At 70.7% G+C, this 22,482-nt stretch carries 20 protein-coding genes and 2 pseudogenes; 10 read left to right on the top strand and 12 right to left on the bottom strand.

Going from position 1 to position 22,482, the window contains the following annotated elements:
• Positions 1 to 57 precede the first annotated feature (57 nt).
• Together ACF9IK_RS34495 and ACF9IK_RS34490 are read left to right on the top strand one after the other, a co-directional pair.
• Entirely contained in the window at positions 58 to 1,014 is a 957-nt protein-coding gene (locus ACF9IK_RS34495) for an acyl-ACP desaturase (protein WP_395297995.1), read from the top strand.
• 121 nt (positions 1,015 to 1,135) lie between these two features.
• Positions 1,136 to 1,378 carry a hypothetical protein gene (locus ACF9IK_RS34490; protein WP_395297994.1) on the top strand — a complete coding sequence of 81 codons (243 nt, stop codon included), beginning with the start codon at positions 1,136 to 1,138 and terminating at the stop codon, positions 1,376 to 1,378.
• Positions 1,379 to 1,458: 80 nt separating this feature from the next.
• On the opposite strand, the gene ACF9IK_RS34485 is transcribed toward ACF9IK_RS34490, so the two are convergent.
• Positions 1,459 to 1,863 (bottom strand): RidA family protein, encoded by a 405-nt coding sequence (locus ACF9IK_RS34485; RefSeq protein ID WP_395297993.1) that lies wholly within the window; start codon positions 1,861 to 1,863, stop codon positions 1,459 to 1,461.
• Between the two features lie 190 nt (positions 1,864 to 2,053).
• Between ACF9IK_RS34485 and ACF9IK_RS34480 the strand changes: the two genes are divergently transcribed.
• Positions 2,054 to 2,716 carry a C40 family peptidase gene (locus tag ACF9IK_RS34480; protein ID WP_395297992.1) on the top strand — a complete coding sequence of 221 codons (663 nt, stop codon included), beginning with the start codon at positions 2,054 to 2,056 and terminating at the stop codon, positions 2,714 to 2,716.
• Between the two features lie 19 nt (positions 2,717 to 2,735).
• On the opposite strand, the pseudogene ACF9IK_RS34475 reads toward ACF9IK_RS34480, so the two are convergent.
• Together ACF9IK_RS34475 and ACF9IK_RS34470 are read right to left on the bottom strand one after the other, a co-directional pair.
• Positions 2,736 to 3,730: pseudogene (locus ACF9IK_RS34475) on the bottom strand (IS5 family transposase).
• Between the two features lie 94 nt (positions 3,731 to 3,824).
• The gene (locus tag ACF9IK_RS34470; protein ID WP_395297991.1) at positions 3,825 to 4,394 is read right to left on the bottom strand and encodes a MarR family winged helix-turn-helix transcriptional regulator; all 570 of its coding nucleotides are present in this window, start codon (positions 4,392 to 4,394) and stop codon (positions 3,825 to 3,827) included.
• 74 nt (positions 4,395 to 4,468) lie between these two features.
• Between ACF9IK_RS34470 and ACF9IK_RS34465 the strand changes: the two genes are divergently transcribed.
• Positions 4,469 to 4,876, top strand: a complete 408-nt coding sequence (locus ACF9IK_RS34465; protein WP_395297990.1) for a glyoxalase/bleomycin resistance/extradiol dioxygenase family protein — start codon at positions 4,469 to 4,471, stop codon at positions 4,874 to 4,876.
• Between the two features lie 1,040 nt (positions 4,877 to 5,916).
• On the opposite strand, the gene ACF9IK_RS34460 is transcribed toward ACF9IK_RS34465, so the two are convergent.
• The 4 genes from ACF9IK_RS34460 to tnpA (ACF9IK_RS34445) all read right to left on the bottom strand — a co-directional run bounded on the left by ACF9IK_RS34460 (position 5,917) and on the right by tnpA (ACF9IK_RS34445) (position 10,803).
• Positions 5,917 to 6,729, bottom strand: coding sequence for a DUF4037 domain-containing protein (locus ACF9IK_RS34460; RefSeq protein WP_395297989.1), 813 nt, complete (start codon positions 6,727 to 6,729; stop codon positions 5,917 to 5,919).
• A gap of 299 nt (positions 6,730 to 7,028) precedes the next feature.
• Complete coding sequence (locus ACF9IK_RS34455) at positions 7,029 to 8,477, bottom strand: IS1380 family transposase (protein WP_395292486.1); 1,449 nt, start codon at positions 8,475 to 8,477, stop codon at positions 7,029 to 7,031.
• A gap of 285 nt (positions 8,478 to 8,762) precedes the next feature.
• Positions 8,763 to 10,211, bottom strand: coding sequence for an IS1380 family transposase (locus tag ACF9IK_RS34450; RefSeq protein ID WP_395292754.1), 1,449 nt, complete (start codon positions 10,209 to 10,211; stop codon positions 8,763 to 8,765).
• 175 nt (positions 10,212 to 10,386) lie between these two features.
• The gene (gene tnpA / locus ACF9IK_RS34445) at positions 10,387 to 10,803 is read right to left on the bottom strand and encodes an IS200/IS605 family transposase (protein WP_395292292.1); all 417 of its coding nucleotides are present in this window, start codon (positions 10,801 to 10,803) and stop codon (positions 10,387 to 10,389) included.
• Positions 10,804 to 10,828: 25 nt separating this feature from the next.
• On the opposite strand from tnpA (ACF9IK_RS34445), the pseudogene ACF9IK_RS34440 reads away from it, so the two are divergent.
• Positions 10,829 to 12,038 (top strand): annotated as a pseudogene (locus tag ACF9IK_RS34440) (RNA-guided endonuclease InsQ/TnpB family protein).
• Positions 12,039 to 12,270: 232 nt separating this feature from the next.
• On the opposite strand, the gene ACF9IK_RS34435 reads toward ACF9IK_RS34440, so the two are convergent.
• Entirely contained in the window at positions 12,271 to 13,380 is a 1,110-nt protein-coding gene (locus ACF9IK_RS34435) for an FAD-dependent oxidoreductase (protein WP_395297988.1), read from the bottom strand.
• Positions 13,381 to 13,501: 121 nt separating this feature from the next.
• Between ACF9IK_RS34435 and ACF9IK_RS34430 the strand changes: the two genes are divergently transcribed.
• Positions 13,502 to 14,095 (top strand): TetR/AcrR family transcriptional regulator, encoded by a 594-nt coding sequence (locus ACF9IK_RS34430; protein WP_395297987.1) that lies wholly within the window; start codon positions 13,502 to 13,504, stop codon positions 14,093 to 14,095.
• 260 nt (positions 14,096 to 14,355) lie between these two features.
• On the opposite strand, the gene ACF9IK_RS34425 is transcribed toward ACF9IK_RS34430, so the two are convergent.
• On the bottom strand, positions 14,356 to 14,709 hold the full coding sequence (locus tag ACF9IK_RS34425) for a ribosomal protein L7/L12 (RefSeq protein ID WP_395297986.1): 354 nt from the start codon (positions 14,707 to 14,709) through the stop codon (positions 14,356 to 14,358).
• Between the two features lie 163 nt (positions 14,710 to 14,872).
• The gene (locus ACF9IK_RS34420) at positions 14,873 to 16,087 is read right to left on the bottom strand and encodes an RNA-guided endonuclease InsQ/TnpB family protein (RefSeq protein ID WP_395298428.1); all 1,215 of its coding nucleotides are present in this window, start codon (positions 16,085 to 16,087) and stop codon (positions 14,873 to 14,875) included.
• A gap of 25 nt (positions 16,088 to 16,112) precedes the next feature.
• Between ACF9IK_RS34420 and tnpA (ACF9IK_RS34415) the strand changes: the two genes are divergently transcribed.
• Positions 16,113 to 16,613, top strand: coding sequence for an IS200/IS605 family transposase (tnpA, locus tag ACF9IK_RS34415; RefSeq protein ID WP_395297985.1), 501 nt, complete (start codon positions 16,113 to 16,115; stop codon positions 16,611 to 16,613).
• A gap of 128 nt (positions 16,614 to 16,741) precedes the next feature.
• Positions 16,742 to 17,620 carry a GNAT family N-acetyltransferase gene (locus ACF9IK_RS34410; protein ID WP_395297984.1) on the top strand — a complete coding sequence of 293 codons (879 nt, stop codon included), beginning with the start codon at positions 16,742 to 16,744 and terminating at the stop codon, positions 17,618 to 17,620.
• 439 nt (positions 17,621 to 18,059) lie between these two features.
• Here ACF9IK_RS34410 and ACF9IK_RS34405 read toward each other — a convergent pair whose 3' ends face one another.
• Positions 18,060 to 19,058, bottom strand: a complete 999-nt coding sequence (locus ACF9IK_RS34405; RefSeq protein ID WP_395297983.1) for an NADP-dependent oxidoreductase — start codon at positions 19,056 to 19,058, stop codon at positions 18,060 to 18,062.
• 122 nt (positions 19,059 to 19,180) lie between these two features.
• Here ACF9IK_RS34405 and ACF9IK_RS34400 point away from each other — a divergent pair, with 122 nt between their 5' ends.
• Complete coding sequence (locus ACF9IK_RS34400; protein ID WP_395297982.1) at positions 19,181 to 20,056, top strand: LysR family transcriptional regulator; 876 nt, start codon at positions 19,181 to 19,183, stop codon at positions 20,054 to 20,056.
• A gap of 229 nt (positions 20,057 to 20,285) precedes the next feature.
• Here ACF9IK_RS34400 and ACF9IK_RS34395 read toward each other — a convergent pair whose 3' ends face one another.
• Positions 20,286 to 21,014, bottom strand: coding sequence for a TetR/AcrR family transcriptional regulator (locus ACF9IK_RS34395; RefSeq protein WP_395297981.1), 729 nt, complete (start codon positions 21,012 to 21,014; stop codon positions 20,286 to 20,288).
• Positions 21,015 to 21,123: 109 nt separating this feature from the next.
• Between ACF9IK_RS34395 and ACF9IK_RS34390 the strand changes: the two genes are divergently transcribed.
• Positions 21,124 to 22,257 (top strand): FAD-dependent oxidoreductase, encoded by a 1,134-nt coding sequence (locus ACF9IK_RS34390; protein ID WP_395297980.1) that lies wholly within the window; start codon positions 21,124 to 21,126, stop codon positions 22,255 to 22,257.
• Positions 22,258 to 22,482 lie beyond the last annotated feature (225 nt).

Raw genomic sequence — 22,482 nt, 5'->3', positions numbered from 1 at the left:
CCTACGGTGACGCTACCTACGGAACCGTAGGTTTCCCGTCGATCGAGAGTTGAACCCGTGAGCAGCACCTCTACCCGCACCGGGTGGACCGATGTCCGACTGCTGCAGGCCCTGGAGGAGGTGGTCGAACGGGAGCTCGACCGCCACCTGCGGGTCTTCAAGGAGTGGATGCCGCACGAGTACGTGCCCTGGAGCCGGGGGCGGGACTTCGACGGACCGCTCGGCGGCGAGCCGTGGTCGGCCGAGCAGTCGCCGCTCACCGAGGTCGGCCGGGTCTCGCTCGTGGTGAACCTGCTGACCGAGGACAACCTGCCCAGCTACCACCACGAGATCGCAACCCTGTTCGGCCGCGACGGGGCCTGGGGCACCTGGGTGCACCAGTGGACCAGCGAGGAGGCCCGGCACTCCATCGTCCTGCGCGACTACCTCGTCGCATCCCGCGCAGTCGACCCGGCGGAGCTGGAACGCGCCCGCATGACCCACATGCGCAACGGGTTCGTCTCTGACAACCGGCACTCCCCGCTCCACACGGTCGCGTACGTCGCCTTCCAGGAGCTGGCCACCCGCATCTCGCACCGCAACACCGGGCACGCCTCGGGCGACCCGGTCTGCGACCGGATGCTGGCCCAGGTCGCCAACGACGAGAACCTGCACATGATCTTCTACCGAAACCTGCTCGGGGCCGCGTTCGAACTCGCCCCGGACCAGGCGATGCAGGCCGTCACCGAGGTGGTGACGAACTTCCGCATGCCGGGCCACGGCATGCCCGGCTTCGAGCGCGCCGCCGCGCGGATCGCCGTCGACGGCGTGTACAACCTACGCGTCCACCTCGACGACGTCCTACTGCCCGTCCTGCGCCACCTCAAGGTGGCGCAGGTCGGCGGGCTGGGGCCGGACGGTCGCGAGGCGCAGGAACAGTTGGGGCTGCTGCTCGACACCCTGACCGTCCAGGCGGCCCGGTTCGACGAACGGCAGGCGGCGATCCTCGCCCGGCGAGCCGCAGCCAAGGGCTGACCGCCCACCGCTGCCCCTCCCCCGGCACCCGAGCGACGTCCGCGACCGCGACGGTCCGCTCTCAACCTCTTGGTTGAACACGTCGGCGGAGGGGCATCGCGTTGTTCTCAACCGAACGGCCGTGAAGGGGCAGACGGGACAGAAGGGGAAGGGGTACACGATAGCCGTCGACCAGCTCTCCCGAGCGTTCGTCGCCCCTGACCGTGCTCTTCGAGCCGACCGGGGCGGGACGGGACGCAGCAGGCTCTCCGCGCTCTCGCCGCCCGACCCGGTCGAGGCCCGCGACGCGTTCATCGCCGGCGGTATGGAACGCGACGTCGTCGAGGGCTCCGAGCGGCTGGACGACCCCCTCACCGCCGGCTGAGGCCTCGGCCACCACCCGGAACTCGCGCCGGACCCGGGACGCCGCCGCGCCCCGCCACACCCCGCCGCGGCACGACAGCCTCACGACAGCACCGCGACCGCCTCCACCTCGACGAGCTGGTCGTTGTACCCGAGCACCGAGACTCCGAGCAGGGTGCTCGGGACGTCGTGGCTCCCCAGGTACGAGCGGTAGACCTCCCAGACCTTCACCAGGTCGGCCTGGTCGGAGGAGGCCACGTACACCGTGGTCCGGACGAGGTCGGTCAGCGCGGCGCCCTCGTCCTCCAGGACGGCTATCAGGTTCCGCATGACCTGGTGCGCCTGCCCCGCGTAGTCGCCGACCGCGACCGTCCGCCCCTCCGTGTCGAGCGGGCAGGCACCGGCCAGCCAGAGCGAGCGGACCGGTGCGTCCACGGCCGCGCCGTAGGCGTAGTCGACGGCCTGGGTGAGCCGGTGGTTTCGGATCAGCCGAACGGCACTGCTCATCTGGGGCTCCGGATGGGTCGAACAGGTGTTTGCGCCTCATCGTCGGCACCCCGCGACCACCCGTCAAACCATTTACCGGCGACCGCCGTACGACACTTGGGGGACGCCACCGCGGGTTCACCGGTGCGGGTGATGGCGGCCCCCGGCACCGCCCGGGATCCTGGTGGTCCACCGCTACAAGGGGTTCGCCATGCGCTGCTCGCCATCGGGCCGGAGTGTCGGCCGCCGCCGACTGTTGGGGTTCGGACTGGCCCTGGGCGCCGGCGTCACGCCGGCCCTGGGGATCGCTCCCGCGTCCGCCGCCACCTCGTCGACCTCCGGCGCGCCGGGCGCGCCCGACACGCCTGCACCGGACACGCCCACGCCGGACGCGGTCGCAGCCTGGGGGCGCCGGGCCGCCACCGTCGCCGCCGCGCAGATCGGTGTCCCCTACGCCTGGGGCGGCGGCGACCGGCTCGGCGCGAGCATCGGATTCTGCGACGAGGAGAACGGCTACCTGAACGGCCAGTGCCTCGGCGAGAACACCGTCGGCTTCGACTGCAGCGGCCTTGCACTGTTCTGCTGGTACCAGGCCAGCGGCGGGGCGGTGGACCTCGCCCACTACACCGTCGCGCAGTACCACCGCTCCGCCCCGGTCGCCGTCCGCGACCTGCTCCCCGGCGACCTGCTCTTCTTCTCCCGCCGGGACGCCCCGCTGCACCACGTCGGCGTCTGCGCGGGCGGCGGCGCCATGATCCACGCGGAGCACACCGGCACACTCGTCGCCCGGCTCTCGGACGTGCTTGAGGACCCGCGCTGGGCGCCCGAGTTCGCCGGCGCCCGGCGCCCCCTTCCGCTCGCCCGGCCGACCTAGGGCCTGTTCCAAGTTCGGATCATTCGGGTTTGAGGCTGCGGAGCCAGATGACGGCACCGCGCAGGTGGAGTCCGGCGAGGTAGCTGGCGGGGGTCTTGTCATAGCGCGTGGCCAGGCCCCGCCACTCCTTGATCTTGTTGATGCAGCGTTCGACGGTGCTGCGCTCCTTGTAGAGCTCCTGATCGTGGGCAACGGGGCGACCGCCGCGTGAACCCCGCTTCTTACGATTGGCGGCCTGGTCGGCCTTCTCCGGGATGACCGCCCTGATCCGGCGGCGGCGCAGGTAGTTGCGGTTGGCGCGGGAGGAGTAGGCCTTGTCGCCGGCTATCGCGTCGGGTCGGGTGCGGGGTCGGCCGACCGGGACGCGGACCTTGATTCGCTCGACCACCTCGATGAAGCGCGGGCTGTCAGCAGACTGTCCGGGCGTGAGGACGAACGACAGTGGCCGGCAGCGGCGCTCGGCCGCGAGGTGGGTCTTGGTGGTCAGCCCACCGCGCGAGCGGCCCAGTTCGGCCGCCCGTAGCCGGGCTCTACGGCGCCGGCGGACACGGCGGCGTTCCTCACGTGCCGGGTCGTCGACAGGGGGTGCCGCCTCCGCTAACGAGGCATTTTGCCCCTTTCGCGAAGCCCCTTTTCCTCCGCGACGGCCTTCTCCAGCTCCTCCAGGAGCGCGGAGTCGACGACCATACCGGCCGCGTGGTGGTGTGCGCGGGCGACTGTGGAGTCCACGCTGACCAGGCTGAGATCGACCTGCCCCCGAGCGGCGGCCTCGGCGATCATCCCGTCCATCAGCGTCTGGAAGGTGCCCGACAGCGCCCAGAGCTGGAACCGGCCATAGACGGTCGACCAGGAGCCGTAGCGTTCAGGGATGTCACGCCACGGACTCCCGGTCCGAAACCGCCACATCACCGCGTTGAAGTGCCTGCGCAGGTCCGGGATCGGGCCGCGCTCGCCCAACGGCAGAAACGGCTCCACCAACTCCCACTCGGCATCAGTCAGATCACCACGCGTCACGCCGAACTTCTACCAGGACGCAACCGCCGAGCGTCCGGAAACGGCGAAACCGAAGATCTGAACTTGAAACAGGCCCTAGCCGGCCGACCCTCCGTCAGGGCGCGCCCTGCACGCCTCCGTGGACGCGGCGCAGCAGCTCGTGGAGTGTCAGGCGCTCCTCCGGGGTGAGCGGCGCGAGCACCTCGTCCTGGACGGCGCGGGCCGCCTCGTCCAGCTCGGCCAGGACGGCCCGGCCGGCCCCGGTGATGCTGACCGAGACGCGTCGGCGGTCGGCGGTGTCGCGGATCCGCTCGACGTAGCCCGCGGAGGCGAGGTGGTCGGCGACCTTCGCCATGTCGCTCGCGTCCACACCGAGCCGCCGGACCAGGTCGCGCTGGGCGTGCGGCCCGAAGTCGGCGAGCGCGGCGAGCACGGCCATGTCCCAGAGCCGCAGGCCCCGGCCGGCCAGCCGCTCCGCGAGCCGGCCACGGGCGGCCTTGCCGGTCCGGGAGAGGAGGTAAGTGCTGAGGTCGAGCAGCGTGGGCGGGGTGGCCCGCTCATCGGTGCCCGAGACCGCGGCCGGGCCGGCGGCCCCGGCCCCACCGGCGCCCCTGACGGTTCCGGCAATTCCAGCAGTCCCACCCGTTCCGGCGTTCTCGGCGTTCTCGGGAATCTCTGAGGTCATGGCAGAAGTCTATGGTGCGACCCTATAGTGGGTGAAGACCCACTAATATTGGCCGTCGATCCCAGGAGCCCGCCGTGGACGCCCTGTACAACCGCCTGCTCGTCTCGCGCTTCGCCGAGTGCTTCGACTTCTACGAGGCCGTCCTTCCCCCGCTGACGGGCGCCGTCCTGGTCAAGGGCTCGTCCGCGGGCCCGTACGCCAACTGGGACGTCGCCGACCAGGCCCTCCTCTCGCTCTTCGACCGCGGCTTGATGGCCTTCACCGTCGGCACCTCCGAGCTCCCGGTCGAGGCTCCGCCGGTCCAGGACGCGAGCATGCTGGTCTTCCGCGTCACCGACGTGGACGAATCGCTCGCCCTCTGCCTGCGCCACGGGGGCACGCTCGCGGTCGAACCCACCAACCGCCCCGAGTGGGGACCAAACCTGCGCAGCGCCCACCTGCGCGACCCCGACGGCCGCCTGATTGAGCTTCAGTCCTACTGATCCGCGATCCGCGCCGCCCGCGGACACCGCGGCCCGGGACGGACCCGGCGGCCGCACGGCGACCCCCGCCGACACCGCCCCGGGCCGTCGGGCGAGGAGCCCGCCGCTGGGCCGGGCGTCGACCGGGGGCGGTGTGGTGCCGTCGTTGTTCGAGGCGTTGGAGGCTCGGGAAGCGGACGCGCGTGGTCGCGCTGACGGTCTTCGTGAGCGGATCGCGGAGGTGTGCCGGGAACTGGCCTGTTTTGAGCAGGAGTCGGTGGTGGTCCCGCTGGCGGAGCCGGCCCCGGTGATGTTGAGGGCCGAGGAATCCGGGCACACGGTGGTGACCTCCCAGGCCTCCCGCCTGATCCTGGTGGCGATCGCCGAGGCGGCGGGCCCGCTGCGGCGCGAGGACGCGTCCGAGGCGGTTGGGTTGGGGACCTCGACGACGTCGTCCGCAACCCCGACACGGACCCGGGCCCCGGACCGGAACCGGAACGACGGCCCGGGCCGGGCCGAAGGCCCGCTCCAAGTGGCTGACCGGCCCGGTGAACGACACCGCCGCCGAGGTCGTGGCCGCCGCTCTCGACCAGGCCGAGCACCGCGACCCCGGGCACCGCCGGCCCTGGGTCGTGCTCGTGGACGGAGCCCGGCACCAACTCGACGTCATCACCGCCGAAGCCGAACGCCGCGACGTGACCGTCCATATCGTCACCGGCCTCATCCACGTTCTCGCCCACCTGTGGGACGCGCCCTGGTGCCCGCACGCTCCCGGTGATCGGACCGCCGAAGCGCGGGTCGCCGCCATGCACGCCCCCTCCTCGGGGGCGGGGCCGAGCAGGTCGCCGACCAACTCCACACGCTGCCCGCACCGCCCGGCTGCAGAAGAACCGCCGCAAGGGCATCGACGACGCCATTGGCTACCTGCGCGGCAACGGCCACTTCGACGCCTACCGGAGATGGCACGAGCAACAGGAGTTCACCCGCAACGACCAGGCACGCTACCGCGATCGACCCAGGCTCGCCGCCTGACCAACACGGCTCCTGGTCGGATCCGCGGCCTACGCAGTGGGCGTTCTCAGGATCGTGAGGGCTTCCCGGATCAGTGCCTGGGTCCGGGCCACCGTCGTGCTCAGTTCCTCAGGGGTCTCTCCGGGGCACCGCAGCATGCTGCGGACGCGCGCACCGAAGTCCGGTGGTGCTGTCGGCAGCGTCTCGGCGACGGCCAGGGCGCCCTTCTCGTTCAGGCACCAGCGCCGGTCCGCGGCGTACAACGCCTGCACCAGCACGCCGACCGCTCGCGACAGGCACAGGGAGACGTAGAGGATGTCGGCCCGTGCAGCGCCTTTCGCCGCTGCACCGGCCAGGAACTCCGCCTCCCAGGCACCCGCCGTCAGCGCTTCCCGCAACTGCTCCGGATACCTCGTGGTCCGCCGCCGAAGGTCGGTCAGCTCTCCACCGGGGTCGGCCAGTACCTGCCCGAGTGCCACCTCGCCCGCATAGCAGGGCGACCAGAATCCGAGCGGATGACCCGCCTGCACCCCCACCTCGTACCGGCCCTCGCAGCAGTCGGCCCATACCTGCTCGACCCGGTCCAGGTCCCGAAGGATCCAGTCCACCGCGACCCCGTCGACCCGCAGCCAGGCGCCACCGTTCACCCAGGGCCCCCAGCCGCCTGGAGCGGCCACGTCCACGCCAGGCCCGGCCAGCGCGCGCAACGCGGCGACGTCAAGCTCGCCACGGTAGTAGACGCCGAGATCCCAGTCCGACTCGGGCCGGTGCTCTCCGCGCGCCCGGCTGCCGCCGAGCAGCACCCCGACCACGCCCGGCACCTGCGCCAAGTCGCGAGCCATGTCCTCGATGATCATCCGCATAGCGTGAGTCTGGCACTTGCCGACGCGTCCGACCATCCCGTCCACGGCGGGCGATCACCGCCCGGTGGCTACCTGGACTAATCGCAGTGCACGGGGCTTCAGCCCGGTGGTGAAGCGATTCTGAACCCTGCTCTGACCCGAATCCGCAGGTAGTGGCCGACGGCCTGTCAGTTGATCTCTTTGGCTGGTCGTCGGCTGGAGTGTGGGGTATGTGGGTAGGCCAATGGCCCGGCTGGCGCGTCGGGTGGGCGGCTTTCCAAGGCGGTGGCGGGTGGTTCTGGACCGGTCGGGGCGGTCGGTCAGGCGGACTGGAGGCGGCGGTGGGCTCGGATGCGGGCCAGTGTCTGGCCGATCAGGCTGGCCGCTGCGGCGGTGAACCGGAGCCGACGGCGGCGACCGGTGCTGGTCAACCGGGCGGCGCGGGCGATGAGCAGGCGACGGACGGTGGCGATGCGACGGCGTGCGGTGCCGATGGGTGCGAGCATCTGCAGCCAGGCGGAGAGGTTGTAGGCCAGCAGCGCGCCCCACATCCACATGGCGTTGACGGCGTGGGACGCGGAGGGCAGGTGGTTCAGGCCGGCGCCGTGGGCGGTGTCGCGGAACAGTTCCTCGACCTCGGTGCGGCGACGGAACTCCCACTCCGCGAGCGCGATCTCCTCGTCCAGGTCCAGCACCTCGTTGGTCGTGAAGAACGAGTAGGCGAACGCCTGATCGGCGATGCCGTCCAGCACCAGGGCGAGCTGGTCCCTGCCGACGGTCCGCGAGCGACGCGAGCGCGCGTCGGCCGAGAGGTCGGCCGCGTCGTAGCGGACTCGTCGGGCGATCACCCGGGTGCCTTCCGGCCAGCCGGCCGGTGCGTGGTCCAGCAGGGCGGCCTGCGCGTCGGGATAGTCGAGGGCGTCGATCCAGTCGTCCTCGTGCACGCGGGCGACCGCTCGCCACAGCGCCGTGCTGCGTGGGACGCCGAGCCGGAACAACGCGCCACGGGCCACGATCTTCTCGGCGACCCTGCCCGCGAAGTAGCCGGTGTCCCCCTGGAACAGGACCTGTCCTGTGGCGTTGGCCGCGCGGACGGCGTCCACGGCCCGGTCGATCTGGCCGAGGGCGTGGGTGCGGCCGTCGGAGCGGCCGTCCAGCAGGTCCGCGACCAGTACCACGCCGGCCTGGGCCCAGTGCGCGGCGTGCACCCGTGCGGAGATCTCGCCCTTGTAGGAGCGGACCACCTGTTCCTTGCGGGTGGAGAACACCTCGACGTCCTTCGCGTCCAGGTCGATGGTCACCCGCCCGGACAGGATCCGGGCCCGCTCGGTGACCGGCAGCGCTGCCAGCGCCCGCCCGGTCAGCTTCGCGCACGCGGTCTCCACGCCCTCCCGCTGCGGCTGCCCGAACCGGGCCGCGAGCGTGGCGGCTGTGGTAGCAGCCGGGACCGGTGCGGGCAGCAGCCCTTCGCCGACCGCATCCGCGCGCAGACGGTCGAAGCCGACCAGGTGGTCCTCTCCGGTCAGCTGCACCACCGCGCAGGCCAGCGCGAACTCGCCCCCGGACAGGCCCCGGTCGCGCTCCTTGACCGGGCCGATCCCCGCGTCCAGCGCGGCGGTGACCCCCAGCACCCGGTCCAGCTCGGCAACCAGCAGCAGGCCGCCGTTCTCGGTCAGCGACCCGTCCACCCCGCCCACCTGGGCGTTCAGACGGGTCCAGCGACCACCGGGAGTACGGGAGGCGGTACGGCGACGCGATATCGTCTTCACCAGACAGGTGCACTTTCACGTTCGAGTCGATTAGGCGTAGGAACCTCAATCTTCTCAAACCGAAAGCGCACCTGTCGTCGTATCAGCTACCAGCCTCCGCCACTACCTGCGGATTCGGGTCAGACCCGAATCCGCAGGTAGTGGCCGACGGTCCGTCAGTTGATCTCTGTGCTGGCCGTTGGCCCGGGTTCAGGGTTTCCGGGTAGGCCGACGGTCCGGCTGTCGTGCCGGGTGGACGGCTTTCCAGGGCGGGGATGGGTGGTTCGGGCCGGTAGGGGCGGTAGGTCAGGTGGCCGTCAGGTGCCGGTGGGCTCGAATCCGGGCCAGCGTGTTGGCGATCAGCTCGCGGGCTTCGGCGGTGAAGTGGAGTTCGTGGCGGCGGGCGGTCGTGGTCCAGCGGGCGGCGCGGCGGATCAGCAGCCGTCGCACGGTGGCGATGCGGCGGCGGGCCCGGCCGATCGGGGCGAGCGTCTGCAGCCAGGCGGTGAGGTTGTAGGCCAGCAGCGCGCCCCACATCCACATGCTGTTGACGGCGTGGGAGCCGGACGGCAGGTGGTTGAGTCCGGCTCCGTGCGCGGTGTCGCGGAACAGTTCCTCGATCCTGGTGCGGCGGCGGAACTCCCACTCCGCCACCGCGACCTCCTCGTCCAGGTCCAACGGCTCGTTGGTGGCGATGAACGAGTAGGCGTATGCCTGTTCCTCCAGGCCTTCCAGGACCAGGGCGAGCTGGTCCTTGCCGACGGTGCGCGAGCGGCGCGAGCGCGGGTCGGCGGACAGTTCGGCGGCGTCGTAGCGCACCCGTCGCGCGATCACCCGGGTGCCTTCGGGCCAGCCGGGTGGCGCGTAGTCCAACAGTGCGACCTGCGCGGCCGGGTAGTCCAGGGCGTCGATCCAGTCGTCGACGTGCACGGCGGCCACCGCCCGCCACAGCGGTCGGCTTCGCGGTACGGCAAGCCTGAACAGCGCCCGGCGGGCGACGATCTTCTCGGCGACCCTCCCCGCGTAGTAGCCCGTATCGCCCTGGATCAGGATCTGCCCGGTGGCTCCGGCCGTGCGCACGGCGTCCACGGCCCGGTCGATCTGGGCAGGGGCGACGGTGCGGCCGTCCGAGCGGCCGTCGAGGAGATCGGCGGCCAGGACGGTGCCGGCCTGGGCCCAGTGCGCGGCGTGCACCCGCCCCGAGACCTCGCCCTTGTAGGAGCGGACGACCCGTTCCTTGCGGGTGGAGAACACCTCGACGTCCTTGGCGTCCAGGTCGATAGTGACCGACCCGGACAGGATCGGGGCCCGATCCCTGGCCGGCAGCGCGGCGAGCGCGCGGGCGGTGACCTTGGCGCACGCGGTCTCGATGCCCTCGCGCTGCACCTGGCCGAAGCGTGCCGCCAAGGTGGCGGCGGTGGTCGCGGCCGGGAGTGGCGCGGGCAGCAGCCCCTCGCCCACCACGTCCGCGCGCAGCCGGTCGAAGCCGACCAGGTGGTCCTCGCCGGTCAGCTGAACCACCGCCGTTGCCAGCGCAAACTCCCCACCCGACAGGCCCCGATCACGTACCTTGACCGGCCCGATCCCGGCGTCAAGAGCGGCCGTGACCCCCAGCACCCGGTCCAGCTCGGCCACCAGCACCAGGCCGCCGTTCTCGGTCAGCGACCCGTCCACCCCACCCACCCGAGCGTCCAACCTGGTCCAGCGCCCGCCGGAGGTGCGGGAGGCGGTACGACGACGCGATATCTTCTTCACCAGACAGGTGTCCTTGCAGGTTGAGTGGTTAGGCGTAGAGAACCTCGATCATCTCAAACCAGCACGGGCACCTGTCGCCGTATCAGCCCGACGTACGCCGCACTACCTGCGGATTCGGGTCTGACCTGTGCGGTGGGCACCCTCCCGCACTGTGGACGGTGCCCACCGCAGACCGTCAAGCCGGACGGTTCTGCTGCTCGATGTACTGCCGGACTATCGACAGCGGCGCGCCGCCGACTGATCCGGCGAAGTACGAACCGGACCACAGGCGCTGTGCCCGCCAGTAGTGCTTGACCAGCTCGGGGTACTCCTGCCGCAGCCGGCGCGAGCTGACGCCTTTGAGCGAGTTGACCAGCTTGGACAGGGCGACCTTCGGCGGGAAGTTCACCAGCAGGTGGACGTGGTTGTTCTCGCCGTTGAACTCGACCAACTCCACCTCGAAGTCGGCGCACACGTCCCGCATGATCTCTTCGAGCCGGGTCAGATGCCGCTCGGCGAACACCTTGTGACGGTACTTCGTCACGAAAACCAAGTGCGCATGCAGGGCGAAAGCGCAGTGCCGACCAGTGCGGATGTTCTGATACTCGGCCATAAACCAAAATGGTACGGTGCTGACCGTGCAGCTCAGGTACAGCTTCCGCGTGTACCCGAACGGGCCTCAGCGTTCCGCGCTGGCCAGGGCGTTCGGGTGTGCACGGGTGGCCTTCAATGATGCCCTCCGGGCACGTGAGACCGCCCGCGCCGCCGGGCTGCCGTTCATCCCGTCCGGCGAGCTGTCCAAGCAGCTCACGGCCGCGAAGAACACCCCCGAACGGGCATGGCTCGGCGAGGTGTCCGCCGTGGTGCTGCAACAGTCCCTCCGGGACCTGGACACCGCCTACCGGAACTTCTTCGACGGCCTCAAGGGCATGCGCCCGAAGATGGGACCGCCCCGGTTCAAGTCCCGCAAGGACACCCGGCAGGCGATCCGCTTCACCGCGAACGCCCGATGGAAGATCACACCGGGCGGCGACCTATCGCTGCCGAAGATCGGCGACGTGCGGGTGAAGTGGTCCCGCGCCTTGCCGTCCGTGCCATCCTCGGTGACGGTGATCAAGGACAGCGCAGGCCGGTACTTCGCCAGCTTCGTTGTCGAGACGGACCCCGAGATCCTTCCCGAGACCGAACCGGTCACCGGTCTCGATCTCGGCCTCGGACACTTCGCCGTCCTCGGACGACGGGCGGAAGATCGACGCCCCGAAGTTCCTCCGGCGCGCAGAAGAAGCTCAAACGCGCACAGCAAGCCCTGTCCCGTAAGGCCAAGGGCAGCAAGAACCGCGAGAAGGCCCGTCACAAGGTCGCTCGCAACCACGCACGGGTGGCCGACGCCCGGCGCGAGTTCCACCAGGTCTCCACCGGACTGATTCGCGAGAACCAAGCAATCGCGGTGGAAGACCTGGCGGTCAAGGACTCGCCCGCACACGGCTCGCCAAGTCCGTGCACGACGCCGGATGGTCGGCGTTCGTCACCATGCTGGAGTACAAGGCCGCGAAGTACGGCCGGAACCTGATCAAGATCGGCCGCTTCGAGCCGACCTCCCAGGTGTGCTCCCACTGCGGCGTCAAGGACGGCCCCAAGCCGCTGAACATCCGCGTCTGGCAGTGCCAGGCGTGCGGCGTCTGGCTGGACCGGGACGTCAACGCCGCCGTCAACATAGCCACGGCCGCCGGACTGGCGGTGTCAGCCTGTCGAGCGCGGGTAAGCCGGGGCCCCGTCCCCGCACAGCGCGAAGAAGCAGGAACCCACCGAGACGGTCAGACGACCGTGGTAGGAATCCCCGCCCTTTAGCCCTTTAGGGCGGGGAGCGGAAGTCAAAACGGCTCCAGCGCCGCCCACTGATCGTCCGTGAGATCTCCCCGCGCCATGAGCCGAGATCGTTCACGTCTCGAGATCCACTTCCGACACACGGCCTGGAGCCGCCCCAGGCCGAGCGATGCCGCCCTGGGGCGGATGCCACCGCCGTCGAGCGTCCGCGTCATCGACGCGGGATCGGCCGCGGGGCCGGGGGCGATGGGTCGGTTCAGGTGGCCGTCACGGGAACGAGATGGTCGAGGCCCTGCGCACTGCTCGTCGCGGCCTCGGCCGAGCGCGGCAGCATGATGCTCTCGTAGGCGCGGACGGCGTCGTCGACGCTGGATTCGGTAACGAGGGCGTGGGCGAGGTCGGCGCCGTCGAGCATGGCGAGATTGGCGCCCAGCCCGACCGGGGGCATGAGGTGCGCGGCGTCGCCGAGCAGCGTGACGCCGGAAACGTGCTCCCAGGTGTGCGGCGCGGGCAGAACGAACAGGGACCGGTGGACGAACCCGCTGTCGCTGTTGCTCAGGATGTAGCGCAGGCTCTCGTCCCAGCCGTCGAACATCCGCAGCAGGTGCGTCCGCACGGCTCGTTGGTCGCCGAGCTCGATACCGGCGGCCACGTGCCAGTTCTCCGGCGCGCGGAGCGCGATGTAGGCGCGGATGTGGCCGTTGCTGTTGCGCTGGGCGACCAGGGACCTGCCTGCGCCCTTCGCCAGCATCGATCCGTTGCCGACCAGCCGGGCGAGGTCGGGATGGCGGGTGTCGCAGTGGTCGAATCCGGCCTCGACGAAGGTGACGCCGGTGTAGCGGGGTGCGGCGTGCGACAGGGCCGGGCGGACACGCGACCAGGCGCCGTCGGCGCCGACCACCAGGTCGAAGTCCTCGGCGGCACCGTCGCCGAAGAGCAGCCGGCAGGTGCCGTCCGGCAGCGGGGTGACACCGGTGACGGCGCGGTCCCACCGCACCGTGTCCTCGGCGAGCGAGTCCAGGAGGAGTCCGCGTAGGTGGCCTCGGTCGATCTCCGGCCGGCCGCCGTCGGGGGAGGGCCCCTGCTGCGCCAGGAGGGCCGCGGTGGCGAAGTCGAGCACGCGCCACTCGTCCCCCTCGGGGCGGGCGAGGGTGCGGAACCGGTCGAGGAGCCCCGCCGCGTCCAGGGCGGCCTGGCCGGTGTCGGCGTGCATGTCGAGGGTGCCGCCCTGCGGGCGGGCGTCGGCGTCCGCCTCGCGTTCGAAGACGGTGACGGAGCGGCCGTGTTGCCGGAGGATCCGGGCGCAGGTGAGGCCGCCGAGTCCGGCGCCGACGATCGCGATGCGGGGATCACGAGCAGGGTTCATGGAGCGTCCTTCGGGAAGTGGGTGGTGCCGGGAGGCCTGGCGCCACCAAGAAAACACATCCGATCAATAAGTGCAATGACTCCACTTTTATAGTGGATGTACTTAGCGGTACGGTGGACGCGTGACCGAACCGAGCGGGCGCCGCGAGCGCAAGAAGGCCCAGACCCGTCAGTCCCTGGCTGACGCCGCACTCAAGCTGTTCCTCGAACGCGGCTACGACCGGGTCGGCGTCAAGGACGTCGCCGACGCCGCCGACGTCTCGGTCACCACCCTGTTCAAGCACTTCTCCGGCAAGGAGGCCCTGGTCTTCGACCAGGACGACGACCTGGAGGCGGCACTCGTCGCGGCCGTGCGCGAGCGCCCCCCGGGCCAGTCGATCCCGCAGGCGTTGCGCGAGCACCTCCTGCTGAAGCAGACCCAGCTCGCCATCCACGCCGCGGACCCGCGGTTCGCCGACTTCACGCGCATGGTGCAGGAGACCCCTGCACTGCGCGACTACGCCCACCGCATGTGGACGCGCCACGAGGCGGCCCTGGCGCGGGCCATCGCCGTGGCCGTCGGCGCGCCCGAGGACGACGTCAGCTGCGCCGCCCTGGCCCGCTTCGCCCTTGAGGCCCGCAGCCTCGTCCTGCGGCACTCCGAACCGCGCCGAGCCGCCGGCGAGGTCTTCGCGCTGCTCGAAAACGGCTGGGCGGCGTCCCACCCGGGCAGTTGACCCGTCTTCTGGACGGGCCGACACGGCTCCGCGACTGCTGGCCGACGAGGTCCACAGGCGGCACGGGACGGGTGATGCGTGCTGCCTCCGTTTCACTGCGCGGCCGCCATCAGGGTCGCCCGGCTCCCGGGCAGGCGGCCCGCGGATTCGGTGCAGGCGTCGGCGGGCGTTCGGCCCGGCGATCGGTGTCCGGCGCGGCGGGGCGGCTGCCCGTACCGGCCCGGTGCCGTCGACGGCCGGTCGGTCACGGCGAGCCGGCCCTAAACGGCACAGAACGCGCAGTCGCAGGTGCTGAGCGAGTTGGCCTGGCAGCGGGCGGCCGGCCAGATCGGGGAGGTGCACGGTCCGGGGTCCACCAGGGTCCCGTCGTCGGGCACGGTACGCCGGCACCAGCCGCACCGGACGGCGGCCGCCACGCCGGCTCGACGCAGGTTCTTCGCGGTGCGCGTGGCGGCGTCGAACGGCACGTCGCTGCAGACGACGGCGGGTGCGCCGTCGATGAGTCGTCTGCTGCGCCACAGGCTCAGGCCGGTGGCCGAGCGGACCGCTCCGAGGGCCGCCGGCCCGCCGCCCGAGGGGCCGGTCAGCAGAACGGTGAACGCCGGATCCTCCACAGATCCCCCTCCGCAATCGCCGGGCGGCTCGCCGGTGCCGGACTCCAGTCAACAGCGAGGAGGCAGCAGGCCCAAGGGAATATCGGATGGGTGCAGATCTTGTCGGGGTGTCTCCTCCGGATGACTCGCAGGCTGTTGGGTGCGTTGACTTCCGCTCCCCGCCCTAAAGGGCGGGGATTCCTACCACGGTCGTCTGACCGTCTCGGTGGGTTCCTGCTTCTTCGCGCTGTGCGGGGACGGGTCCCCGGCTTACCCGCGCTCGACAGGCTGACACCGCCAGTCCGGCGGCCGTGGCTATGTTGACGGCGGCGTTGACGTCCCGGTCCAGCCAGACGCCGCACGCCTGGCACTGCCAGACGCGGATGTTCAGCGGCTTGGGGCCGTCCTTGACGCCGCAGTGGGAGCACACCTGGGAGGTCGGCTCGAAGCGGCCGATCTTGATCAGGTTCCGGCCGTACTTCGCGGCCTTGTACTCCAGCATGGTGACGAACGCCGACCATCCGGCGTCGTGCACGGACTTGGCGAGCCGTGTGCGGGCGAGTCCCTTGACCGCCAGGTCTTCCACCGCGATTGCTTGGTTCTCGCGAATCAGTCCGGTGGAGACCTGGTGGTGGAACTCGCGCCGGGCGTCGGCCACCCGTGCGTGGTTGCGAGCGACCTTGTGACGGGCCTTCTCGCGGTTCTTGCTGCCCTTGGCCTTACGGGACAGGGCTTGCTGTGCGCGTTTGAGCTTCTTCTCTGCGCGCCGGAGGAACTTCGGGGCGTCGATCTTCCGCCCGTCCGAGAGGACGGCGAAGTGTCCGAGGCCGAGATCGAGACCGGTGACCGGTTCGGTCTCGGGAAGGATCTCGGGGTCCGTCTCGACAACGAAGCTGGCGAAGTACCGGCCTGCGCTGTCCTTGATCACCGTCACCGAGGATGGCACGGACGGCAAGGCGCGGGACCACTTCACCCGCACGTCGCCGATCTTCGGCAGCGATAGGTCGCCGCCCGGTGTGATCTTCCATCGGGCGTTCGCGGTGAAGCGGATCGCCTGCCGGGTGTCCTTGCGGGACTTGAACCGGGGCGGTCCCATCTTCGGGCGCATGCCCTTGAGGCCGTCGAAGAAGTTCCGGTAGGCGGTGTCCAGGTCCCGGAGGGACTGTTGCAGCACCACGGCGGACACCTCGCCGAGCCATGCCCGTTCGGGGGTGTTCTTCGCGGCCGTGAGCTGCTTGGACAGCTCGCCGGACGGGATGAACGGCAGCCCGGCGGCGCGGGCGGTCTCACGTGCCCGGAGGGCATCATTGAAGGCCACCCGTGCACACCCGAACGCCCTGGCCAGCGCGGAACGCTGAGGCCCGTTCGGGTACACGCGGAAGCTGTACCTGAGCTGCACGGTCAGCACCGTACCATTTTGGTTTATGGCTGAGTATCAGAACATCCGCACTGGTCGGCACTGCGCTTTCGCCCTGCATGCGCACTTGGTTTTCGTGACGAAGTACCGTCACAAGGTATTCGCCGAGCGGCATCTGACCCGGCTCGAAGAGATCATGCGGGACGTGTGCGCCGACTTCGAGGTGGAGTTGGTCGAGTTCAACGGCGAGAACAACCACGTCCACCTGCTGGTGAACTTCCCGCCGAAGGTCGCCCTGTCCAAGCTGGTCAACTCGCTCAAAGGCGTCAGCTCGCGCCGGCTGCGGCAGGAGTACCCCGAGCTGGTCAAGCACTACTGGCGGGCACAGCGTCTGTGGTCCGGTTCGTACTTCGCCGGATCAGTCGGCGGCGCGCCGCTGTCGATAGTCCGGCAGTACACCACCGGGCTGAAGCCCGGTGCACTGCGATTAGTCCAGGTAGCGGCTGTGACCACACACGCCCACCGCCTTGTCGTTAACCAGTTGCCCAGGAGCCGATCGGCCGGCTAGGTTCACCCGGCCGCCTGCATCGGTGCAGGCCGGCGCCGTCGACGAGGAGGTGTGGAGCACATGCGCAGGAGCGCCCGGGAGTCGAGCTCGCGTACTGACCCTTGCCACCTCCTCACGACGGAGACACCTTGTCCCTTCGCATCACCCCACTGACCGACCCCGCTCACGGGCCGCACGGCCGGCGTCTTGCCTGGTTGGCGTCGGACGCGGATTCCATTCCTGCCGGGACGGCCTTTCTGCGCCTGTTCGACGGCGGACAGGAGCACCTGGCCGAGCTCGACCTCCGCGTTCATCCCGCGGAGCACCGCAAGGGCATCGGCTCCCGGCTCCTCGACACCGCGGTGGCCACCGCCCGGGACAACGCCCGACGCTGCGTCGTCGCGCAGGCGGAAGCCGGATCGCCCGGCGACCGCTTCCTGGCAGCGCGCGGTTTCCGGAAGGTCCTCACCTTGAGGTTCACCCGCTTGCCACTGACCGACGTGGATACCGCCGTCCTCGGAGAGATCATCGAGCGTCCGCATCCCGGCTACCGGCTGATGTCGTGGCAGGGAACCGTCCCCGACGGCCTCGCCCAGAGGTTCGCCGCCTCACGCCGCGCCATGGACGACATGCCCATGGACGACACCGACCACGGCACCGTGACCTGGGACGCGGACCGCCTGCGGGCCGCGGCGAAGGCCGTCGAGCAGCGCGGCGACCACCTGCACACCGTCGTCGCCATCGACGCCTCCGACGGCTCGATCGCCGGGTTCACCGAACTCGTCATCCCCGGCAACGGCGCGGGCGACGGACAGCACTACGGCACCGGCGTGCTGCCCGAGCACCGTGGACACGGCCTCGGCCGATGGATGAAAGCCGCTTCGATCCGACAGGCCCACGGGGACTATCCGGACCTCGGCGGCCTCCTGACCGACACCGCCGGGAGCAACACGCACATGAGACGGATCAACGACGATCTCGGCTACACCCCCACGCACACGACGCACCGGCACCAGCTCGACCTCTAGAAGGGAGCGGGCGGGCCGGACCGGGGCATCACCCCCGTCCGGCCTGTCCGCGCTTTCGATGCACGGCGCAGGGGGTCCGAGCGCGGGTCTGCTGTCAGGGCCTGACCAGGACGGCGGCGAGCTCGCGGCCGCAATGGACGCCGGTATCACCGATCCGCTCGGTCCAGAAGTGGACGGCGATCTCTCCGGTGCGGCGCGCGGGCGACGGATAGCTGATCGAATCATCGCCGCCGCGAGCCGCCGGCCGTGCCGGACGACGTACAACGCCGACCGTCCTCGGGGTGGTTGAGGAACCTCCCTGGCTGATCGCAAACAGATCAGCCGGGGAGGCAGGGGCCCGCCACCCGGGCGGGGCGGGGCGCTCCTCCCGCTTACAGCTCGGCGTTCGGCCCGTCCAGGGCGTGGGTGTAGTGCGCCACCGGCTGCCGGAGTCCGGCTGTCACGAGACCACCGTCAAAACGATCTTGCCTTGGATGTGGCCCTGCGCGGCCCGCGCGTGCGCCTGGCCGGCCTCGGGCAGCGGGTAGGTGCTGTCCACCCCCACCTTCAGCCTCCCCGCGTCGAACAGGCGCCCGATCTCGGCGAGCTGGAGTCCGTTGGAACGCACCTGAATGTTCGAGACCGTGATGCCGAGACGCGCCGTCTCTTCCGGGTCGTACTGGGCGAAGAACACCGGAAGCATGGTGCCGCCGCGCTTGAGCACGGTCAGGAAGCGTGAGCTGTCCGGGCCACCGACGGTGTCGACCACCAGGTCGACACCGCTCACCACGTCCGCGGCCGGTGTCCTGGTGTAGTCGATGAACTCGTCGGCGCCGAGCTTGCGCAGGAACTGCTCGTGCCGCCCGGAGGCCACCGCGATGACGCGCGCCCCCTTCCATTTCGCCAGCTGCACCGCGAAGTGGCCCACCCCACCGGCGGCCCCGTTGACCAGCACGGTCATCCCCGGCGTGATCGGCACCGGCCGGTGCACCCGACCGGTGAAGACGGACGGCATGTCGTGGCCGAGATCAACCAGGTACTGCCAGGCCGTCAGCGCGGCCATCGGAGCCCCGGCCGCCTGTACGTGGTCGATACCGGCCGGCTTGTGAGCCAGGTCCGAAGCCGGCGCGGCCACGTACTCGGCGTAGGCCCGGCCGTCGAATCCAGGGAACCGCAGCATGCCGAAGACCTCGTCGCCGACGGCGAACCCCAGCACGTCCGGAGCGACCGCCTGGACCACTCCCGACATGTCCGTTCCAGGGATCAGGGGGAACTCCAGGGCCGGCCTCATCTCGGCCGGCATGACCTTCATCCCCTCACGCAGGTACCAGTCCGGCGGGTTGATGCCCGCCGCGTGCACCCGGACGAGCACTTCACCCGGGCCGATCTCGGGAACCGGCACCTCGTCGTACCGCAGAACCTCCGGCCCGCCCGCCTCTTGGAACTGGATCGCCTTCATCACACCTGTCGCCTTCCTGGGGAATCGTTGCTCCTTGAGTCAACGCCCAGCACGGCATCGCCGTCCAAGACCTGTCCGGCAACCCGCTCATTCCGAAACGGCATGACGCGTAGGCTGGGAGGGTGAACGATCTCGGACAGGACCTGGAACTGCGGCTCGTGCGCTACTTCACCGTGGTGGCGGCGCACCGTCACTTCGGCCGGGCCGCCGCCGACCTGCACGTGGCCCAGCCTGCGCTGAGCCGTCAGATCCAGCGGCTTGAGAGGCATCTCGGCGCCCGGCTGCTGGACCGCACCCCCCAGGGCACCCGGCTCAGTCCGGCCGGCGAGAGGTTCCTCCCCCGGGCCCAAGCCCTGCTGCAGGCCGCCCGTCAGGCCGAACTGGCCGTGCGTGAACGCGGCGAGATCGAACGGATCGCCATCGGCTACGTCGAAGACCTGAGGATCACTGCCGCGGCAGGGGAACTTCGGCGCCGCCACCCGGACGCCGAGATCACCACCCGGCACCTGAGCTGCCGCGACGTCGGGGCGCTGTCCGACAAACGCATCGACGCCCTGATCGCGCGGGCCCCGCTGCCGCTCGCCGCCGACGACTTCCTCACCACCGTCCTGTACGAGGAGCCCCGGATGCTCGTGGTCCCGAGCGGCCACCCCTTGGCCGGCCGCCCGTCGGTGACCGCGGACGAACTGGCCGGCGAGGAGGCGGCACCGTGCCTGTTCGAGACCGCGGACTGGACTTCCTACCGGATCCTCGGGGCCGACGTGCCGCCAGTCGAGAGCTACGAGGACAAGCTCGAACTCGTCGCGAGTGGCAGGGCGATCGCCGTGCTACCGGTCGGCGACCGGCGTAGCTCGCTGCGCCCCGACCTCGTCACCGTCCCGATCGAGGGCGCTCCTTCCAGCCAGGTCGTCCTGGTCAGCCGGAGGGGCGACCCGAATCCGATGATCAGGAATCTCCGGCTGGTGGCCGAGGCCGTCCTGACCGCCCCGGCAGGCTGACCGGGCTCGCCTTCTTCCGCAGCAAGGCGATGCGTGCGGGCCGGGGGTGCGCATCCTGCGCAAGGGCCCGGCCCATCCGGCGCCGTGGACGCCGTCGCAGGAACAGACCGTCACCGGCATCGCCCAGGACGCCCCGCGGGAATAGCGTTCGTCGGGGGATTCGGCGCGCGGAGGCCGGCATCGGGGCGCGGAGCTCCCCGATCAACCGCCAGGCGACATCGCCGGATGGTCAGGGCCGGACCGGGAGGTTGGCCTCCCATCCGTCGAGAAGCCGTTCGAGACCCAGTTCGAACCCGCGCTCGGCGCTGTCGGCCGCATGGGGAAGCTCGGCATCACGGATGACCCGTGCGAGGAGTGGGTGGCGCCCGCCCTCGACGACTTTGTCGAGGTAGGGCGCATGGGCGTCCATCCACTGCTGCATGCCGACTCCGGAGCGTCGGACGGCTTCCTGCTGGGCGAGCTCGCCGATGGCGTAGCCGCGGACGAAGGCCTGCAGCGTGTCGACGATGGTGATCATGACGTCGATGTCGAAGCCGAGGGGATCGAGGGCGGCGAGTGCGTGCTCGACGACGTCGAGGGAGTTCGGTCCAAGCGACGGGCGCCCTGCCGCGAGGGAGGTCATCCAGGGGTGCCGGTGGAAGGCGGTCCGGGAACGACGAGCCAGGCCTCGCAGGTCGCCGCGCCAGTCGCCGGTCGGGGCGGGCGGGCCGCCGTCTTCGGCCGCTACGGCATCGAGCATGAGGTCGAGCAGGTCGTCCTTGGACGTCAGGTAGCGGTAGAGCGAGGCCGTGCCCGTTCCCAGTTCCTTGGCGACGCGCCGCATGGACAGCGCCTCGATACCCTCCGCGTCGGCGATCGCGATAGCGGCGCCGGTGATCTCGGCCCGGGTACGGGACGGCGCGGGGCCTTTCGCGGCCCGCTCCGGCCGGTTCCAGATCACCGCGTGGGCGTCTCCCATCGGCCCTCCTCCTCGCTATTGCGCTCACTGTTCGCAGTAATGCTATCGTGGCGCCATTACTGCGAACACTGATCGCAGTAGAGCGGTGTCCAAGCGAAGGGGAACCACGATGACCACTCCCGTCACGATCGTCGGTGCCGGCCTCGGCGGCCTGACTCTCGCACGGGTCCTGCACCTGCACGGCGTCCCCGCGACCGTCTACGAAGCCGACATGTCGGCGGACGCCCGCACGCAGGGCGGTCAGCTCGACATCCACGAGTACAACGGGCAGCTCGCCCTGGAGGCGGCCGGCCTGGCCGACGAGTTCCGCGCGATCATCCACGAAGGCGGCGAGGCCCTGCGCGTGCTCGACCGGCACGGCGCGGTACTGCTCGACCGGCCCGACGACGGCACAGGCGGTCGCCCTGAGGTGCTCCGCGGAGACCTGCGCCGGATCCTGATCAACTCGCTGCCCGACAAGACGATCCGGTGGGGACACAAGGTCACCGGCGTCCGTCCCCTCGGAGACGGGGAGCACGAGCTGACCTTCGCCGACGGTCCGACCGTGACGACCGGCCTCCTCGTCGGCGCGGACGGCGCCTGGTCGAGGATCCGGCCACTGGTCTCCGGCGCGAGGCCCGAGTACGTCGGTACGTCGTTCATCGAGACCCACCTGTACGACGCCGACCAGCGCCACCCCGAAGCGGCCGAGGCCGTCGGCGACGGTTCCCTGTTCGCCGTCACCGCCGGCAAGGGGATCCTCGGCCACCGAGAGGCCGGCGCCGTTCTTCACACCTACGTCGCGCTCGACAAGCCGCAGGAGTGGATCGCCGCCATTGCCGCCAGCCCCGAGACCGCGGCGGCCCGGGTCGCGGCGGAGTTCGCCGAATGGGCGCCTGAACTCACCGCCCTCATCACTGACGGGCAAACAGCCCTCGCCCCGCGCCCGATCAGCGCCCTGCCGACCGGCCACCGCTGGGACCGCGTTCCCGGAGTGACGCTGCTGGGCGACGCCGCCCACCTCATGTCACCGTTCGCCGGGGAGGGCGCCAACCTCGCCATGTTGGACGGCGCCGAACTCGGCGAAGCCATCGCCGCACATCCCGACGACGTCGAAGCCGCCCTTGCGGCGTACGAGCAGGCCCTCTTTCCCCGCAGCGCCCGGTTCGCGGCCGAATCCGCCAGGAACCACCGGCTGATCTTCGACGACAACGCCCCCGCCGGCCTGCTCGACCTGCTCACCGGCCCGGGGCCGACCGAGTGAGCGCGATCTCCGGAGCGGAGGGGAAGCCGGCGAGCCGAAGCCGGAGAGATCGTCGACGAGCAGCCGGACACGACGAACGCAGCCTTGTTCGAGCAGATCCCCCCGGACTACCGCCCGCGCCCGACGCGATGGGCGGCAGTCAGGTCGCCGCACCAGGCGTACGACGCCCTCGGAGTGCGCGCCTGCGTCCCGCAGTCGACGTGGACCGGACCAAGGCGCTGGTGG

The sequence above is a fragment of the Kitasatospora hibisci genome, from assembly GCF_043950205.1.
Classification (GTDB): Bacteria; Actinomycetota; Actinomycetes; order Streptomycetales; family Streptomycetaceae; genus Kitasatospora; species Kitasatospora hibisci.
The sequence above is the reverse complement of the archived record's forward strand: the minus strand, read 5'-3'. Positions and strand labels throughout refer to the sequence as shown.

Coding starts and splice junctions, on each gene's coding strand:
- ACF9IK_RS34485 (WP_395297993.1), bottom strand. CDS start 1,863: ATGAGCAGTGCCGTTCGGCTGATCCGAAACCACCGGCTCACCCAGGCC.
- ACF9IK_RS34480 (WP_395297992.1), top strand. CDS start 2,054: ATGCGCTGCTCGCCATCGGGCCGGAGTGTCGGCCGCCGCCGACTGTTG.
- ACF9IK_RS34470 (WP_395297991.1), bottom strand. CDS start 4,394: ATGACCTCAGAGATTCCCGAGAACGCCGAGAACGCCGGAACGGGTGGG.
- ACF9IK_RS34460 (WP_395297989.1), bottom strand. CDS start 6,729: ATGCGGATGATCATCGAGGACATGGCTCGCGACTTGGCGCAGGTGCCG.
- tnpA (WP_395292292.1), bottom strand. CDS start 10,803: ATGGCCGAGTATCAGAACATCCGCACTGGTCGGCACTGCGCTTTCGCC.
- ACF9IK_RS34435 (WP_395297988.1), bottom strand. CDS start 13,380: ATGAACCCTGCTCGTGATCCCCGCATCGCGATCGTCGGCGCCGGACTC.
- tnpA (WP_395297985.1), top strand. CDS start 16,113: ATGGCTGAGTATCAGAACATCCGCACTGGTCGGCACTGCGCTTTCGCC.
- ACF9IK_RS34405 (WP_395297983.1), bottom strand. CDS start 19,058: ATGAAGGCGATCCAGTTCCAAGAGGCGGGCGGGCCGGAGGTTCTGCGG.
- ACF9IK_RS34395 (WP_395297981.1), bottom strand. CDS start 21,014: ATGGGAGACGCCCACGCGGTGATCTGGAACCGGCCGGAGCGGGCCGCG.
- ACF9IK_RS34390 (WP_395297980.1), top strand. CDS start 21,124: ATGACCACTCCCGTCACGATCGTCGGTGCCGGCCTCGGCGGCCTGACT.